The organism is Actinosynnema sp. CA-299493, assembly GCF_050946825.1.
Taxonomy (GTDB): Bacteria; Actinomycetota; Actinomycetes; order Mycobacteriales; family Pseudonocardiaceae; genus Actinosynnema.
The window spans coordinates 6,071,012-6,087,029 of the sequence record NZ_CP191993.1 but is presented as its reverse complement, the minus strand read 5'-3'; the positions used below and the strand labels follow the sequence as shown (position 1 = coordinate 6,087,029).

19 protein-coding genes are annotated in these 16,018 nt (G+C 73.3%); 13 read left to right on the top strand and 6 right to left on the bottom strand.

Annotation, left to right across the window (positions count from 1 at the left end; translation table 11 throughout):
• Positions 1-2: 2 nt before the first annotated feature.
• Positions 3-128: a hypothetical protein gene (locus ACQPYE_RS25395; protein ID WP_498714893.1), complete on the bottom strand. Its 126-nt coding sequence runs from the start codon at positions 126-128 to the stop codon at positions 3-5.
• Positions 129-602: 474 nt separating this feature from the next.
• On the opposite strand from ACQPYE_RS25395, the gene mbhE reads away from it, so the two are divergent.
• The 9 genes from mbhE to ACQPYE_RS25350 all read left to right on the top strand — a co-directional run bounded on the left by mbhE (position 603) and on the right by ACQPYE_RS25350 (position 7,221).
• A complete protein-coding gene (mbhE, locus tag ACQPYE_RS25390; protein WP_498714892.1) occupies positions 603-2,894 on the top strand; it encodes a hydrogen gas-evolving membrane-bound hydrogenase subunit E in 2,292 nt (763 codons plus the stop codon).
• Complete coding sequence (locus ACQPYE_RS25385; protein ID WP_498714891.1) at positions 2,891-3,355, top strand: MnhB domain-containing protein; 465 nt, start codon at positions 2,891-2,893, stop codon at positions 3,353-3,355. Before mbhE ends, ACQPYE_RS25385 begins: the two co-directional genes overlap by 4 nt.
• The gene (locus tag ACQPYE_RS25380; protein WP_498714890.1) at positions 3,352-3,837 is read left to right on the top strand and encodes an NADH-quinone oxidoreductase subunit K; all 486 of its coding nucleotides are present in this window, start codon (positions 3,352-3,354) and stop codon (positions 3,835-3,837) included. Before ACQPYE_RS25385 ends, ACQPYE_RS25380 begins: the two co-directional genes overlap by 4 nt.
• Positions 3,837-5,219: a complex I subunit 5 family protein gene (locus ACQPYE_RS25375; RefSeq protein WP_498714889.1), complete on the top strand. Its 1,383-nt coding sequence runs from the start codon at positions 3,837-3,839 to the stop codon at positions 5,217-5,219. Before ACQPYE_RS25380 ends, ACQPYE_RS25375 begins: the two co-directional genes overlap by 1 nt.
• The gene (locus tag ACQPYE_RS25370; protein WP_498714888.1) at positions 5,216-5,725 is read left to right on the top strand and encodes a Na+/H+ antiporter subunit E; all 510 of its coding nucleotides are present in this window, start codon (positions 5,216-5,218) and stop codon (positions 5,723-5,725) included. Before ACQPYE_RS25375 ends, ACQPYE_RS25370 begins: the two co-directional genes overlap by 4 nt.
• Positions 5,726-5,730: 5 nt before the next feature.
• Positions 5,731-6,000, top strand: a complete 270-nt coding sequence (locus ACQPYE_RS25365; protein WP_498714887.1) for an MrpF/PhaF family protein — start codon at positions 5,731-5,733, stop codon at positions 5,998-6,000.
• Positions 5,997-6,335, top strand: coding sequence for a monovalent cation/H(+) antiporter subunit G (mnhG, locus tag ACQPYE_RS25360; RefSeq protein ID WP_498714886.1), 339 nt, complete (start codon positions 5,997-5,999; stop codon positions 6,333-6,335). The genes ACQPYE_RS25365 and mnhG overlap by 4 nt, the downstream gene beginning before the upstream one ends.
• A 70-nt stretch (positions 6,336-6,405) precedes the next feature.
• On the top strand, positions 6,406-6,840 hold the full coding sequence (locus tag ACQPYE_RS25355) for a hypothetical protein (protein WP_498714885.1): 435 nt from the start codon (positions 6,406-6,408) through the stop codon (positions 6,838-6,840).
• A gap of 216 nt (positions 6,841-7,056) precedes the next feature.
• Entirely contained in the window at positions 7,057-7,221 is a 165-nt protein-coding gene (locus ACQPYE_RS25350; protein ID WP_498714884.1) for a hypothetical protein, read from the top strand.
• Positions 7,222-7,285: 64 nt separating this feature from the next.
• Here the strand turns inward: ACQPYE_RS25350 and ACQPYE_RS25345 are convergent, their stop codons facing one another.
• A complete protein-coding gene (locus ACQPYE_RS25345) occupies positions 7,286-7,942 on the bottom strand; it encodes a response regulator (RefSeq protein WP_498714883.1) in 657 nt (218 codons plus the stop codon).
• Positions 7,943-7,944: 2 nt separating this feature from the next.
• On the bottom strand, positions 7,945-8,898 hold the full coding sequence (locus ACQPYE_RS25340) for a HAMP domain-containing sensor histidine kinase (protein ID WP_498722984.1): 954 nt from the start codon (positions 8,896-8,898) through the stop codon (positions 7,945-7,947).
• A 302-nt stretch (positions 8,899-9,200) separates the two neighbouring features.
• Between ACQPYE_RS25340 and ACQPYE_RS25335 the strand changes: the two genes are divergently transcribed.
• The 4 genes from ACQPYE_RS25335 to ACQPYE_RS25320 all read left to right on the top strand — a co-directional run bounded on the left by ACQPYE_RS25335 (position 9,201) and on the right by ACQPYE_RS25320 (position 12,327).
• A complete protein-coding gene (locus ACQPYE_RS25335) occupies positions 9,201-9,668 on the top strand; it encodes a CBS domain-containing protein (protein WP_498714882.1) in 468 nt (155 codons plus the stop codon).
• A gap of 186 nt (positions 9,669-9,854) precedes the next feature.
• Complete coding sequence (locus tag ACQPYE_RS25330; RefSeq protein WP_498714881.1) at positions 9,855-11,141, top strand: ArsB/NhaD family transporter; 1,287 nt, start codon at positions 9,855-9,857, stop codon at positions 11,139-11,141.
• Positions 11,142-11,312: 171 nt separating this feature from the next.
• Positions 11,313-11,447, top strand: a complete 135-nt coding sequence (locus tag ACQPYE_RS25325) for a (2Fe-2S)-binding protein (RefSeq protein WP_498722983.1) — start codon at positions 11,313-11,315, stop codon at positions 11,445-11,447.
• Between the two features lie 142 nt (positions 11,448-11,589).
• Positions 11,590-12,327: a class I SAM-dependent methyltransferase gene (locus tag ACQPYE_RS25320; protein WP_498714880.1), complete on the top strand. Its 738-nt coding sequence runs from the start codon at positions 11,590-11,592 to the stop codon at positions 12,325-12,327.
• Between the two features lie 18 nt (positions 12,328-12,345).
• Here ACQPYE_RS25320 and ACQPYE_RS25315 read toward each other — a convergent pair whose 3' ends face one another.
• The 3 genes from ACQPYE_RS25315 to ACQPYE_RS25305 are packed head-to-tail and all read right to left on the bottom strand — an operon-like array spanning position 12,346 to position 15,768.
• Positions 12,346-13,554, bottom strand: coding sequence for an ABC transporter substrate-binding protein (locus tag ACQPYE_RS25315; protein ID WP_498714879.1), 1,209 nt, complete (start codon positions 13,552-13,554; stop codon positions 12,346-12,348).
• 37 nt (positions 13,555-13,591) lie between these two features.
• The gene (locus ACQPYE_RS25310) at positions 13,592-14,659 is read right to left on the bottom strand and encodes an ABC transporter ATP-binding protein (protein WP_498714878.1); all 1,068 of its coding nucleotides are present in this window, start codon (positions 14,657-14,659) and stop codon (positions 13,592-13,594) included.
• A complete protein-coding gene (locus ACQPYE_RS25305) occupies positions 14,656-15,768 on the bottom strand; it encodes a FecCD family ABC transporter permease (RefSeq protein WP_498714877.1) in 1,113 nt (370 codons plus the stop codon). Before ACQPYE_RS25305 ends, ACQPYE_RS25310 begins: the two co-directional genes overlap by 4 nt.
• Between the last annotated feature and the right edge of the window lie 250 nt (positions 15,769-16,018).

Below are 16,018 nucleotides of genomic sequence, written 5' to 3'. Positions count from 1 at the left end.
GTTCAGCGCGGGGCGGTCATGGGTGCGCCCACGGAGGCGTCCCTGGTGTCGGTGAGGTACCCGGTGACGGGCAGGGAGCCGTCCGGCGCGCGGGGGCCCTCGGCGGTGACGGGGTCGAGTTCGCGCACACCCGGACCGCTACCGGCCGGTGGTCGGGAGTGCCACTCGCCCGCACCGAACTGGTGAAGTAGATCGAGTCGAACCAGGCCTCCTGGGGTCCGGGCGCGTGCCTGTCCAGGTCGACCGCGGAGTCGACCAGGGCCGGGACCCCCGACGTGGCGGAACGGGCGGTCGGCCCCGCTGACGGGGCGGCGGCCTGGGCGGACGAGCTGACGGACGCGCCGAACGCCAGGGCCGCTGTCGCGGTGGCCAGGGCTGCCGCTCGGCGCTTGGCCTTGATCGCGGGCATGGGGACCCTCCTCGGGTCAGTGGTGGACCGGACGGTTGGTTTGTAATACCAACTACCTCGATAATGGTTGGTGATGCAAACCATGTCAACCCGCCCGGGGGGTCGTGCGGCCGTGCGGGCTCGTCCCGTCTGCGAGTCCTGTGTGGATCCCGTACGTTGCGATCTAGTCGACGTCCGGCTGGAGGAGTTGCCCGTGGCCCTCACGCACGGTGCCGCGGCGACGCGCGAGGAGGGTGGGCGCCCGGGACTGTCGGTGGACTGGCAGGGGTGGGTGGCGTGCGCGGCCGCGGCGGTGGGTTTCGCCCTGTGCCTGCTCGGCTGGCTGGCCGGCGGCGGCGCGTTCTCGGTGCCGTGGGCGTCCACTCTGGACCTCCGGCTGAGCTTCGCGCTCGACGGCCTGGCCGTGCTCTACGGGTTGCTGGCCACCGGTGTCGGCGCCCTCGTCTTCGCCTACGGCACCCGCTACCTGACCCTGCACCTGGAGCACCAGCGCCGCTCCGCGGTGGAGCGTTGGCGGTTCTGGCCGTGGATGGCGTTGTTCGCGGTGGCGATGGTGGGCCTGGCCACCGCGCAGGACCTGGTGCTGGTGTTCGTCTTCTTCGACCTGACCGCGGTGTGCTCGTACTTCCTCATCGGGTTCGACCGGGCCGAGCGGGGCGCGCGCACCGCGGCGCTGATGGCGCTGCTGGTCACGGTGGTCGCCGCGGTGGCGATGCTGGTCGCCGCGGTGGTGCTCTACGCGGTGCACGGCACGTTCTCGATCCCCGAGCTGCTGGTCCGAGCCGGTCCGTCGACGACCACCACGGTGGCGGCCGCGTTGCTGGCGGTGGCCGCGCTGACCAAGAGCGCGCAGGTCCCGGTGCACTTCTGGTTGCCGCGCGCGATGGCGGCGCCGACACCCGTGTCGGCCTACCTGCACTCGGCGGCGATGGTCGCCGCGGGTGTGCTGGTGATCGGGCGCGTGCACCCGCTGCTGGCCCGCAGCGAGGCCGTGCTGACCGGGCTGGTGGTCGTGGGAGCGGCGTCGGTGGTGGTGGGCGGGGTGCTGGCGCTGCGGCAGGACGTGCTCAAGCAGGTCCTCGCCTACTCCACGATCTCGCAGTACGGCTACCTGGTCATGCTGTACGGGATCGGCGGGGCCGAGGGCAACGGCGCGGCGGCGTTCTACGTGCTGGCGCACGGGATGGCCAAGAGCGCCCTGTTCATGACCGCCGGCGCGGTGACGATGGCCACCGGGGAAGACCGGCTGTCCCGGCTGGGCGGACTCGGCCGTCGCGCGCCGGTGCTCGCGGCGGCGGCCGGCGTGGCGTCCGCGACGCTGGCCGCGCTGCCGCTGACGATCGGCTTCTTCAAGGACGAGTTGCTGTTCACCGCGGCGCTGCGGCACGGTCCGGCGACCGCGGCGCTGGCCGTCCTCGCGGCGACCCTGACGTTCGCCTACATCGGCCGCTTCTGGCTGGCGCTGTTCCTCGGCCCCCCGCGCGGGCACGTCGGCGCCTCGTCCGGGTTGCTCGTCGCACCGGTCGTCGTCCTGGCCGCCATCGCCCTGCTCGGGGGCCTGGTCGTGGCCCCGTTCGCCCGGCTGGCCGGTGACGCGGCCGGTGTCTCGACCGGCGCGCCGGTCACGGTCTCCCCGGCCTACCACTTCGACGCCCGACCGGAGAACCTGATGGCGGTCGCCGCGTGGGTGCTGGGCGGGCTGCTGCTGGCCGTGCCGCGGGTGGGGGACCGGGTGGCGCGGGTCGCGGTGGCGGCGGGGGAGCGGTGGGGGCCGCGGCGGGTCTACGAGGCGGCGTTGCACGCGCTGGGCCGCCTGTCGGCCGCGCTGCACGACCGCGAGGTGCGGGACCTGCGCACCAGCATCGCCGCGGTGCTGGTCCCGGCCGGCTTGCTGATCGGCCTCGCCTTCGCCGCCACCCCGACGGCGGGCGCGTACGTCGTCGGGGTGGTCGCGGGAGCCGACTGGCTGATCCTGCCGCTGCTGGTGCTGACGGTCGTCGCGACCGTGGTGATCGCCCGGTCCCGGTCCCGCCTGGCCGTGGCGCTCGCCCTGTCGGTGGTCGGCTTCGCGCTGGCGGCGGTGTACGCGCTGGTCGGCGCGCCGGACGTGGCGCTGGTGGCCGTCGTGGTCGAGACCATGCTGACCCTGGTCTTCCTCGCGGCGCTGGCCCGGATGCCCGGCGCGGACTCGGCGCGGGACGCGGCGGTCGTCCCCGCCCGTCCCAGCAGGCGTTGGCGGGACCCCCTGGCCGGCGGCGTCGCCGGGCTCGCCGTCTTCGCCTCGGTGTGGGGGTTCCTGTCGCAGCCGGCGGCGGACAGCGTCTCGGCCGAGCACATCCGGCTCACCCCGGCCGCGCACGGCGGTGACGTCGTCACGGTGATCGTGGCCGACTTCCGCGGCCTGGACACGCTGGTCGAGATCACGGTGCTGCTGGTCGCGGTGGTCGGCGTGGCCACCCTGATGCGGCGGGGGAGGTTGTGGTGAGCGCGGGAGGTGGCGGCGCGCCGACGGACCCGGTGGTGCGGGTCGTCGCCCGGCTGCTGCCCGGCCCGAGCCTCGTGGTCGCGGCCGCGCTGATCGCCAAGGGGTACGCCGAGGTGGGTGACGGGTTCGCCGCCGGGGTGATCGTCGGGCTGGCGATCTCGCTGATCTACGTGGCGCTCGGCGCCGTGGCCGCCGAGGCGGCGCTGCCGGTGCTGCGCCACGCGCCGAAGCTCGCGGTGGGCGGACTGCTCCTCGCGCTCGCCAGCGGGTTCTTCCCCCTCCTGCTGGGCGAGGCGCCGGTGACCCACCGCCCCGCACCGGGGGAGCACGTCACCAAGGTCGGCGCGCTGGAGCTGTTCACCCCGCTGCTGCTGGACCTCGGGGTGTTCCTGCTGGTCGTCGGCGTGCTGACGACGTTGCTGCACCAGCTCGGCCGACCCCCGGGGGTGGTCGAGCGGTGATCCTCGCCTTCGCCCTCGCCGCGGCCGTCCTGTTCGGCTCGGGCGCCTACCTGCTGCTCAAACGCGACCTGATCCGGATGGTCGCGGGCATCATGCTCATCTCGCAGAGCGCCGTCGTCACCATCATCGCCGCCGCGCTGAGCCGGGGCGGGGCAGCGATCGCGGTGGCGCCGGGCGACGCCGTCAGCGACCCGTTGCCGCAGGCGCTGGCGTTGACCGCGCTGGTCATCGGGCTGGCCACGGTGGCGCTGCTGCTCGCGCTGGTGCACCGGGCCGTCGTGGTCTTCCGGACCGCCGAGCAGGACGAGCTGGCGGCGACCGAGGCCGAGCACGAGGCCGGGCTGGAGCAGCAGCGGCAGGCCGACCGCGAGGAGACCGAGACGCGCCCGGAGGACGAGACCCCCTCGGCGGGTGGAGCACACCCGGAGGACGAGGCCCGCCTGGCGGACGAGCGGCGGGCCGGGCGGGGGCGGAGCCGCTGATGCTGCTGTCGATCGCGCTCCTCGTGCCCTGGGTGTCGGGCGCCGTGCTCGTCGCGCTGGACGGACGTCGGCGGGTGGTCGCCTGGCTCGCGGTCGCGTCGCTCGCGGCGACCCTCGCCGTGCTGGGTGTGCTCGCCGCCGACGTGTTCGGCGGGGCCGCCCGGCAGGTCGTCACCGGCGGCTGGCCCGTCGGGGTGGGCATCGTGCTGCGGGCGGACGCGCTGGGGGTCGCCTTCGCCCTGCTCTCGGTGCTCGTGCTGCTGGCCGGGGCCGCGCACGAGGCGGTGGGCGGGGTGCGGTCGCGCACCTTCCCCGGCCTGGTCGTGCTGCTGGGGGCCGGGTTGACCGGCCTGTTCCTCACCGCCGACGTGTTCTCCTTCTACGTCTTCTTCGAGCTGGCGATGACCGCCTCGTACGCGCTCAGCGCCTACGGGGGCAAGCGGCGCCAGCTGAGGGCGGCGGTGGTGTTCACCGCGGTCAACCTGCTGGGCTCGTTCGTCTTCCTGCTGTCCGTGGCCGGCGCCTACCACGTCACCGGAGCCCTGGCGATGGGGCAGGTGGCGGAGCGGATGCCCGCCGTCAACCCCAACGCGGCCATCCTGATCGCGGCCGGGTTCTTCATCGCCTTCAGCGTCAAGCTCGGCCTGTTCCCCTTCCACTTCTGGCTGCCCACCGTCTACGCCGGCGCCCGGCCCGCGGTCGCGGCGATCCTCAGCGGCGCGGTGGCGAACATCGGCGCCTACGGCCTGCTGCGCTTCGGCGTCGACCTGTTCCCCGAGCAGCTGCGGCTCGCCGGTGTCGTGCTCGTCGTGCTGGGCGCCGCGTCGATCGTCTACGGCGGGGTGCTGGCGGTCGCGCGCGGCGACGCGGCCGAGATGCTGGCCTACTCGGCGATCGGCCAGGTCGGGTACGTGCTGGTCGCGCTGGGCGTGGGCGGGCCGGTCGGCCTGGTCGCCGCGGTGCTCTACAGCGTGATCAACTCGCTGAACAAGGCGTTGCTGTTCCTGGCCTCGGGGGTGCGCGGCCCGTTGGTCGCGGCGGCGTTCGCTGTCGGAGCGCTCAGCGTGGCGGGTGTGCCGCCGGCGGCGGGGTTCATCGGCAAGCTGGAGCTGTTCCGCACCGCGATCGTGGCCGGCAGCGCCGCCCTCGTGGTGCTGCTCGTGGTCGGCAGCGCGCTCTCGCTGGTCTACCTGTTCCAGGTCTACCAGCGCAGCTTCTGGCGGCCCGACCCGTCCGCGACCGGCATGACGACCCCGCTGCCGCAGCGGTTGTCCACGGCGGCGCTGGCGCTGCTGGTGCTCGCCGCCGGGCTGTGGCCCGAGCCGCTGCTCCTGCTCACCGGGCACGCGGTGGACGCCCTGCTGACCGTGGAACCGCGATGACAACGGAGGTTCGGATGCCCGCCATGCTGCTGCGCGTCGTCGTGCTCACCTCGATCTACCTGCTGGCCTTGACCAGCCTGCACCCCGGGGACGTCCTCGTCGGGCTCGTCCTGTCGACCCTGCTCCTCGTGGTGGCCAGGCGGGTCGGCCCGCACCGACCACCACCGTCGACCGTGCCGCTGGGCCGCCGGCTCGCGGGGGTGCCGGCGCTGATCGGCGGCACGCTGGTCGACCTGGTGGTCGGCACCTGGCAGACCGCCGCCTGCCTGGTGGGCAAGGGCCCGCCGGCGGCCGGGCTCGTCGAGGTCCCGATCCCCCGCGGTGGAGCGGTCTCGGCCGCGGCCTGGGGCGTCCGGGTCGGCTTCGTGCCGGACACCGTCGTCGTCGAGCTGGACGAGGAGCGTGGCCGGATGCTGCTGCACGTGCTCGACGCGCGGGACCCGGAGGCCGTGGTCGCCGCGCAGCACGACTCCTACGAGCGGCGCCAGCGCCGGGTCTTCCCCTGACCGCCGTGCCCGCCTTCGTCGTCATCCCCGCGCTGTTCTGGGTGACCCTGCTGCTGGTCGCCGGCGGCCTGGCGCTGGTCCGCGCCCGCGACGCGCTCCAGCGGGTGGTCGCGCTCGACCTCCTGGCCGTGATCGTCATCGCGCTGCTGGCCCTGCTCTCCCAGCTGCGCGGCCAGGCGTACTACTTCGACGCCGCGGTGGCGCTCGCCCTGCTCTCCTTCGTCGCCACCGTGGCGGCGGCGCGCTACCTCGACTCGGGAGGGCCGTTCGGATGATCTCCACCCTGCTCGACGTGGTCGGCGGCGCACTGCTCCTGCTCGGCTTGGTGCTGCTGACGATCAGCCTCGTCGGCGTCCTGCGACTGCCCGACACCTACAGCCAGCTGCACGCGCAGGGCCTGGCCGCCGGGCCCGGGGTGATCGCGGTCCTGGCCTCCTCGATCGCCACCGAGGACGCGACGATCATCACCTTCGCCGTGCTGGCGATCGCGTTCGTCACGCTCACCTCGCCGGTCGCCAGTCACGCGATAGCCCGCGCCGCCCACCGCCGCGGCAGCCGGGACGTGCGCGGGACCGACGACCAGGCCGAGAACGGCAGCGCCATGCCCTGACCGCGACGGTCACCGACAGCACCGGCCCAGGGCGAACGCTCGCCGTGACGCCCCGGGCAGCACGTAGGCTGTGCGCACCTCGGAAGAGCACGTCGACGTGGTGGAGGAGGGCCGGCGGGTGCGAGCAGTCGAGAAGACGTGCCGGCTCGGGCTGTTGCTCGCCCTCCTGCTCGTGCTCCTCGGCGTGAGCGCCGGTGTCGCGCCGGACACCGACGGCGGAACCGCCGGGCCGCGACCGCAGCCGTGGCACGGCGCGTCGCTGCTCGGGGAGTCGGCGTCGGCCGCGCCGTCGATGAACGACGACCTGCACGACTGGCTGCGGTTGTCGATGGCGGCGCGGTCCGCGCCGAACACGGCGGTGCCCGAGACCTGGTGGGCCGCCCACCCCCGCGCGGCCGGTGCGGGCGCCCGGCCGGGACCGCTGCCCGGCGGCGAGGTCGACCGCACCGGGACGGGCGCCGGGGAGCCGACGCCGCGGTCGAGTCGAGCGCCGCCGACCGCGTGATCCGGCCGCGCCGGAGTTGATCCGGCCGCGCCGGAGCCGAACCGCCCTGCCACGTCGTCCGCGCACCTCCTCGTCCGAGGTGGCGCGACGGACGCGCGCGGGCCGTTCGACGTCGTGCCGCCTTCCCGTGCCGGGTCCGTCGCGCGTCACCACCCCGTGGCGGTGGACGACGACGGATGCCCGCACGGCCGCAAACTTCCGTGAGGAACCCCGTACATGTACTTCGTCGTGCTCGTCCTGCTCGCCGCCATGGTCTTGTCGGCGATCGGTTTGATGGTGGGGATGGTCGTCAAGGACAAGCCGCTCTACGGCGCGCTGGGACTCGGTGTGCTGACCGGCCCGGGCGCCCTGCTGGCGCTCGCGCACATGGCCGTCGCCTAGCGCGGGTGCTCGTGGCGAGCGGGCCGACCTCTGCCGATCTCACCCGGTGATGGTCGGCCCGCTGTCACGGTTCGATGAGACCGGCGCGGATCGCGTAGCGGGTGAGCTCCAGCCGGTCCTTCAGGCCGAGCTTCTGCAACAGGTTGGCCCGGTGCCGCTCGACGGTCTTGACGCTGATGACGAGGAGCCCCGCGATGTCCTTGGAGGAGTGGCCCTCGGCGACGAGCTTCAGGATCTCCTCCTCGCGGTCGGTGATGGCCTTGTCGGGGATGTCCGCGCCGTCGCGGGCGCGGTCGAGGTAGTTGCGGATGAGCGCCGTGACCGCGCCGGGGTAGAGGAACGGCTCGCCGCGCATCGAGGCCCGGCAGGCTTCGACCAGGTCCCGGTCGGCGACCGACTTGAGCACGTACCCGGAGGCGCCCGCCTTGAGCGCCTCGAAGAAGTACTGCTCGTTGTCGTACATGGTCAGGATGAGGATGCGCAGGTCGGGTTGGAGGTGGGACAGCTCCCGCGCGGCCTGCAACCCGGTCAGCCTGGGCATGGCGATGTCCAGGATGGCCAGGTCGGGGCGTTCGGCGCGGGCCTTCTCGACGGCTTCGGCGCCGTCACCGGCCTCGGCGACCACGGTCAGGTCCGGCTCGCCGTCCAGGATCAGCCGGACGCCCCGGCGGACCAGCGCGTGGTCGTCGGCGAGCAGGACGCGGGTCGGTGGCTTCGGCATGGTCAGCTGCTCCGGGCGGGGTTCGGCACGCGCAGTCGCACCTCGGTGCCACCGCCGGGGTCGGAGTGGACGGTGAGCCCGGCGCCGATGAGCAGGGCGCGTTCGCGCATGCCCCGGATACCGGAGCCCTCCGGCGAGTGGCCGAACCCGCGACCGTCGTCGCGGATGCGGAGGTCCACGCTGTCGCGGTCGTGGCTGAGCGTGAGGTCGAGGTGGTCGGCGCCCGCGTGGCGCGCGACGTTGGTGATCGCCTCCTGCGCGACCCGGTAGACGACCAGCTCGACCTCGTTGCCGAGGTCGGGGAGGTTGCCGTCGAACCGCCGGCGGACCGACAGGCCGCTGTGGCCGGCGATCTCGGTGGTCAGCGCCTTGAGCGCGCTGACCAGCCCGAGCTCCTCCAGGACACCGGGGCGCAGCCGGCGCGCGATCCGCCGGATCTCGTCGAGGCCGCCGCGGGTGGTCTCCTGCACTTGGCGCAGCTCGTCGCGCACGGTGGGCGGCGCGTGGTCGGCCACCCGCTTGAGTTCGAGCAGGACGGCGGTGAGGGTCTGGCCGACCTCGTCGTGCAGCTCCCGCGCGACGCGGCTGCGCTCGGCCTCCTGCGCGGACAGGGCGCGGGCGGCGCTGTCGCCGCGCTCGGCCTCCAACCTGTCGAGCATGGTGTTGAAGGTCCTGATGAGACCCGCGATCTCGCCGTGGCCGGTGGGCGCGGGGCGCGGACCGGGGCGCAGCAGGTCCGTCGTGGTCATCGCCCGGGTGAGGCGGTCCAGCGGGGCCAGGCCCACCCGCAGCAGCACGGCGTTGGCGACCAGCATCACCACCAACCCGCCGGACAGGACCACCGCTTCGGTGAACAGGACCGGAGTGGACACCGTGACGGGCCCGAGCAGCAGCGCCGCCGCGGCCAGGACCAGCACCACGGCGTTGAGCAGGAAGATCCGCCAGAACAGGGACATGGTCACGGCCTCCTCCGGTCCCAGGCTGCCGGTCCGCCCGGCGTCTGTCCATCCGGGGCGGCACCCATTCGCCACGTGCACGTCACCACCGCCCGCGGATGGGTGTCAGCACCGATTGTGCCGTCACCGCGCACTTCGGAGACTGGGGCGGACGGATCACGACGCCGGTGGAAGGGGTGGGAGCCGTGGTGGGATCGAGACCTCGGACGCTCGCACGACCGCGGCCGACCCCCGTTCCCGGTGACGCGACCGCGAGAACGCCGCAGGCACACCTCCACCGCCACGCCGAACAGGGTGATTCCATGCACGCCAGCGATATCGCGGTGAACGTGCCGACGGTCACCGTCCACGATCCGGTCGCGCGGGCCGTGCGGGTGATGGCGGTGAGCCGCCTGCCCGGCCTCATCGTCGTCGACGAGCGGTCGCGGCCCCTGATGGTGCTGCCCGGGACCCAGGTGCTGCGCCTGGTGGTCCCCAGCGCCTACCAGGAGGACCCGGCGCTCGCGCGGGCCGTCGACGAGGCCCACGCGGACCGCTTCTGGCTGGAGTCGGACGACCTGACGGTCGGCGACTGCGCGCCACGGCGGCCGGTGAAACCCGTGACCGCGCGGGCCGACGCGACGCTGCTGGAGGTCGCCGCCCTCATGGCCCGCCTGCACAGCCCGCTCGTGGCGGTGGTCGACGCGGCCGGAGCGCTCCTCGGCGCCGTCACGCTGGAACGCCTGATCACCAGCCTGGCGGTGTTCGGCGGCACTCCCGGCGACGGCTGACGCCACCCGTCGCACCACCGTTCCCCCTCTCGCACCCGCGCTTCCTCGCGGGTGCGCTTCACCACGTCCTCTTAGGAGAGTGCTTCCCGTGTGCCCGAGTGCCGCGACCACCCCATCACCAGGCCGCGAACCCACCGCCGACTCGGGCCACGCCGACGGCCGGACCGGTCCCCCGGGTCGTGACCGATGAGCGCCGTCCTCGCCCTCGCGATCTTCCTGGTGGCGTTCTTCTTCATCGCCACCGAGAAGGCGGACAAGCTCAAGGTGGTGCTCATCGCGTCGGGCGCGATGGCCGTGCTGGGCCTGGTCCCCGGCGCCGAGGTGTTCTTCTCCGAGCACGCCGGCATCGATTGGAACGTCATCTTCCTGCTGTTCGGCATGATGGTCATCGTCGGGATCGTCAAGCAGACCGGGATCTTCGACTACCTCGCCATCTGGGCGGCGAAGAAGGCCAAGGGCAAGCCGTACCGCCTGATGGTGATGCTGATGGCGATCACCGCCGTGGCGTCGCCGTTCCTCGACAACGTCACCACGATCATGCTCGTCGTCCCGGTGACCATCGTGGTGTGCAACCGGCTGCGCATCGCGCCCCAGCCCTACGTGATCGCCGAGGTGCTCGCGTCCAACATCGGTGGCGCGGCGACGCTCATCGGCGACCCGCCCAACATCATCATCGGCAGTCGCGCCGGGCTGACGTTCACCGACTTCCTGGTGCACATGGCGCCGATCGTGGTCATCATCTTCGCGGTGTTCGTGCTGCTGACCCGGGTGCTGTTCCGCAAGTCGTTCCAGCACCACCCCGAGCACGTCGCCGCCGTGATGGCGCTCAACGAGCGCCGGGCCATCACCGACGTCAGGATGCTGCGCCGGTGCCTCGCCGTGTTCGCCGTGGTGGTCGTCGGGTTCGGCCTGCACTCCGTGCTGCACCTCGACCCGGCCGTGGTCGCCCTGGTGGGCGCCGGGCTGATGATGCTGGCCACCAGGGCCGACGTCGGCGACGTCCTGCGCGAGGTCGAGTGGCACACCCTGGCCTTCTTCATGGGCCTGTTCGTCATGGTCGCGGGACTGGTGCACACCGGCGTCATCGAGACGATCGGCCGCTGGGCGGTGCAGGGCGTCGGCGACAACTACTTCGTCGCGGCCACCGCGTTGTTGTTCGGCTCCAGCGTGCTCGGCGCCTTCTTCGACAACATCCCCTACGCGGCCACGATGAGCCCCGTGGTGGAGGGCATGGTCGCGGAGGTCCCGGACCCGGCGACCGGGCAGGCCCTGTGGTGGTCCTTCGCGCTCGGCGCGGACTTCAGCGGCAACGGCACGGCGGTGGCGGCCAGCGCCAACGTCGTCGCCATCGGCATCGCCGCGCGCACCGGCAACCACATCAGCTTCTGGCAGTTCACCAGGTACGGCATCGTCGTGACGGTGCTGAGCACGGTGATGGCCTGGGCCTACGTCTGGTTGCGCTACTTCGCGTGACCCGCCGGCTCACCCCGGAGCGTGGCCGCGGGAACCGGCGGCAGCCCGTGGACGACCACTCGGGCAAGGGTGCATCCGCCGCCGGTCCGAGCCACCACCCACCCGGAGCACCTGTGAGCCGAACAGGTCGTCGCCGCACGAGCCGGCGGTCGTGCCGCCCACCGCCTCGACCTGTCGGGTCCTCGGGCCGGACGCCGGGGTGCTCGCTGCTGCCTGTTCTACCGCACGCCGACCGGCCACACGTGCCGCGCCTGCCCGCTCGTGGACGCCGCCGTGACCAGGCGGACTCGACCCGCTGGGGGCTGAACGCGGCGGTGCTCGTGCCGGTGTCCAGGGAGGTTCCCGGAACCGACGGCGTTCACGTGTCGTGGGAACCGATCGGCGTCCCCCGACGACCAGTAGGACTGGACGGCGCTGTTCCGCGCGAGGACGACACGGCTGGAGCGGCATGGGCTGGTACGAGGACGACGATCTCTGGACGGGCTTCGCCGAGGTGATGTTCCCACCGAGCCGCGTGGCGGAGGCGGAGCGGGTGGTGGCGACGTCCCCGTTGTTCGAGGTCGCCCCGGGCGACCGGGTGCTCGACCTGGCGTGCGGGCCGGCGACGCACCTGGTGCCGCTGGCCCGGCGCGGGGCGGCGGTCACCGGGGTGGACCTGAGCGAGGCGATGCTGGCGCGGGCGCGCGAGGTGTGCGAGCGGGCGGAGCTCGACGCCCGGCTGGTGCGGGCGGACATGCGCGCGCACGTCGAGCCGGACACGTACCACCTCGTGATCAACATGTACACGTCGTTCGGCTACTTCACCGATCCGGGCGAGAACCTCGCGGTGCTGCGCAACGCCCACGCCAGCCTCGTCCCGGGCGGCCGGCTGCTGGTCGACGTACTGGGCAAGGAGGTGTTCGCCGGGTGGGTGGGCCGACCGCAGGCGGTGGACGTCGACGGTGGCACGGTGTTCATGCGCGACACGGTCCTGGACGACTGGACGCGCGTGCGCAGCGACTGGACCTGGGTGCGCGGTGACGACGTGCGGCGCACCTCGCTCTACTCCACCCTCTACAGCGCCGCCGAGTTGCGGGCGCTGTTCGAGGAGGCGGGGTTCACCGACGTCGAGTGCTTCGGCGGCTTCGACTGCTCGCCGTACGACAACCACGCCCGTCGGCTGATCGTGCGGGGCACCCGCGCCTGAGGCCGCACGGCGGCGGTCTCAGGCGAAGCAGGTGCCCTCGGCGCCGGGGAACAGATCGGGCGCGAGACCGATGGCGAAGTCGCGGACGAGCACGTCCACGTCGAGGTAGGTCTTGGCGCGGCACTCCTCGAAGTTCTCGTCCACGCCCGCGATGAAGGCGTTCTCCCGGAAGGGCCGGAACTGGTTCGTGCGCGGGTCGGCCTCCAGCGCGGCGCGGGTCATCGCCATCGGGTCGTAGACGATGAAGAAGTCGGCGTCGGCCGCGGTGCCGACGGCCTTCTCGAAGTCGTACGGTTGGCCGTTGGGCGCGGGGTTGTCGGGTGCGAAGACGTTGTCCACCCCGAGCCGGGTGAGCAGCCGGCCGACGAGGGTCTCGGCGCCGTGGCCGTAGAGGAACTCGCAGCCGCGCTCGGGCGCGACGCAGAGGTAGCCCGCCCTGCGGTCGCCGATCTTGCCCGAGACGGTGGAGACGACCTCGTCGTACCTGCCCTTGATCCGGTCGAACTCGGTGTTGGCGGCGGCCTCGGCGTTGTAGAACGCCGCCACCATCTTGATCCACTCGGCCGAGGCCAGGGCGTGGCGCTCCAACCGGTTGGACACGCTCACCCCGGGCAGCCCGGCGGCGCGGGCGTTGCTGATGTCGTCGAAGCCCGACCCGAACCCGGACATCAGGACGACCTGGTTCGCCAACCCCAGCACGGCTTCCTTGTTCAAATCGGTGTACTCGCCGATCGACATCGGCGTCCCCGCGGCCCCGACCACGCCGGCGTACCACTCGTCCTTCCCGGCGTTGCCCAGGAGTTGGCCGCTCAGCCCGGTGACGGTGCCGTTGCGGCCGAGCCGGTCGACCATGGCGAGCGCGTTGAACGAGGTGACCGAGACGTTGGTGACGGGCACCTGGACCGCCAGCGCGCCCTCCAGGTCCCCGGTGGTCGCCGGCCGGGGCGTGCCGCACTGGTAGAGCACGTACGTGAGCTTCCCGCCGTCGGAGTTCTCGGTGTCGGTGAGCGTGATGGTCTTGTAGGAGCCGTGGTAGGTGATGTCCCACAGCTCCGACTCGGTGACCGTGCTCTTGTCGGGGAAGTAGTCGCGCCCCTCGGTGTAGTCGGTGACGCAGCCCTCGGCGTCCCCCCGGTCACCCGACGCGGCGGGGCTCGACCCACCGCACCCGGCGAGGACGAGGGGCAGTGCGAGCAGCGCGACGGTGGAGCGGACGAGTGCGTTCACGGTGGTGCCCTCCTGCTGGTGCGTGGGGTGCGGGGGGTCAGCCGGTCCGTGCGTCTTCGCGCGACGGCACGGCGCAGCCGCGCAGGTGGGTGACGAGGGAGTCGAAGCCGACCCCGTGCCCGCGCGTCGCGTCCGGCACGCCGGCCCCGTCGACCCGCCAACGGCACGGCGTGCCGGGTTCGACGGTCAGGACGTGGTCGGCGGTGTCCGGGACGGGCGTCCAGCCGGCCCGGCGGGCGGCGTGCTCGGCCCACTGCCGCGGCCGACCCGTGCCGACCACCCGCACGGTGGCGCCGGGCGCCTGGTCGTCGGCGACCACGATGGTGGCCGCCGCGTCGTCGAACGACATGTTCTCGCCGGTGAACGCGCGGGTGATCGCGTCGCCGCACGCCAGGTCTTCCGGCGCGCCGGCGGTCACCGCGCCGTCGCCGCCGACCAGCCACACCTGGTCGGCGCGGCGCAGCGCGAACGACAGGTCGTGGGTGGACAGCACGATCGCCGTGCCGGTGGTCGCGCTCAGCCGGGTCAGCATCGCCGCGAACTCGATGCGGCGCGCCACGTCCAGGAACGCGGTGGGCTCGTCCAGCACCAGCACCGCCGGTTCCTGCGCCAGGGCGCGGGCCACCATCACCCGCTGCCGCTCACCGTCGGACAGGTCGGTCAACGGGCGGTCGCGCAGGTCGGCCACCCCGGCGTCGAGCAGCGCCCGGTCGACGGCGTCGCGGTCTCGCGGGCTCTCCCGGCCGATCCACGACCGGTAGGGGATCCGACCCAGCGCCACCACCGCCTCGACGCTCATCTGCCCCACGTCGACCGGTTCGGTCAACGTGACCGCGAGCCGCCGGGCGCGCTGCCGCGGCGACAGGTCCGCGAGGTCGTGGCCGTCGAGCAGGACGTGACCGGCCAGCGGCGGCTGCGCCCCGACCAGCGTGCGCAGCAGGGTGGACTTGCCCGCGCCGTTGGGGCCGATCAGGGTGATCAGCTCGCCGGGCCGGGCGGCCAGGTGCACGTCGCGCAGCACGGTGACCTCCGGGTGCCGGCGACGTCGCCGGTAGCCCGCGCGCACCGCGACCGCCTGTAGCGCCGGACGTGGTTCGACGGTCATCGCGCCTGCCTCCTCGCCCGACCGGACAGCAGCACCCACAGGATCACCGGCGCGCCGACGAACGCGGTCACCGAGTTCAGCGGCAGCGACGTCCCGGTCAACCCGTTGCCGCCGGCGACGTACTCGGCCACCAGCACGATCACCGCCCCGATCAGCGCGGCGGCCGGCAGCACCACCCGGTGGTCGGCGGTGCGCACCAGCCCGCGCGCCAGGTGCGGCGCGGCCAAGCCGACGAACCCGATGGCGCCGCAGTAGGCGGTGATCACGCCGGACAGCACCGCGACGCTCGCCAGGGACAGGAAGTGGACGCGCCGGACGTCGATCCCGAGGCTGCCCGCGTACCGGTCGCCCAGCAGCAGGGCGTTGAGCGGCTGGGCCAGGAACACCGACAGCGCCAGCACCACCCCGCACGACACCGCGACGACCCGCAACTCGGTCCACGTCACGTTGCGCACCGAACCGCGGGTGAACGTGGCCAGCGCCTGCAACCGGTCCGGGTCGGTGTAGTAGACCAGCACGTCGACCGCGGCCCCGGCCAGGTAGCCCAGCATCACCCCGACCACCAGCACCACCACCGGGTCGCCGACCCGCCGGGCGATGCCCAGGGCGATCAGCAGCACCCCGGCGGCCCCCGCGACCGCCGCACCGGTCACCCCGAGCTGGCTGACGACGCCCAACCCCGACAACCAGCCCACGCCACCGGTGCCCAGGATGACGACCGAGGCGCCCAGGACCGCCCCGGAGCTGACGCCGAGCACGAACGGGTCGGCCAGCGGGTTGCGGAACAGCGTCTGCATCTGCGCCCCGCCCACCGCCAGCGCCGCACCGGCCAGCAACCCGGCGACCACCTTGGGCAGCCGCGCGTCCAGCACGATCGTGCGACTGACCTGCGACGGCACGTCCTGACCGGTCAGGATCCGCAGCACGTCACCGATCGGGATGGCGATCGACCCCTGCGCGACCAGCACCACCACGACGCCCAGCAACAACAGGACCAGCAGCCCGAACAACCCGGCCACGTGCCCGACGCGCCTGCGGGACCCGGGGCCGCGCTCCGGCGCGGTGCGGGGCACCACCCCGTCCTCGACCCCCGTGCCACTACCCGACACCGCGCACCCCGTGCCTCCCTCCGGCGTGGAACCGGCCACCACCGTAGAAGTCGTGCGGCGTGGGCGTCCGGTTCCCGCGTCCGCGAAGAAGGCCGGTGGTCACGATTCCCCGCGCGGGCCGGGAACCGGGGAAGTCCCCCCGACGACCAGTAGGGCTGGAGCGCTCGACGCCGCGACCACACCCGAAGGGCCTCGACCATGATCCTGGAACGCAAGACGGCGACACCGGGCACGACCCGCTGCCCGTGCC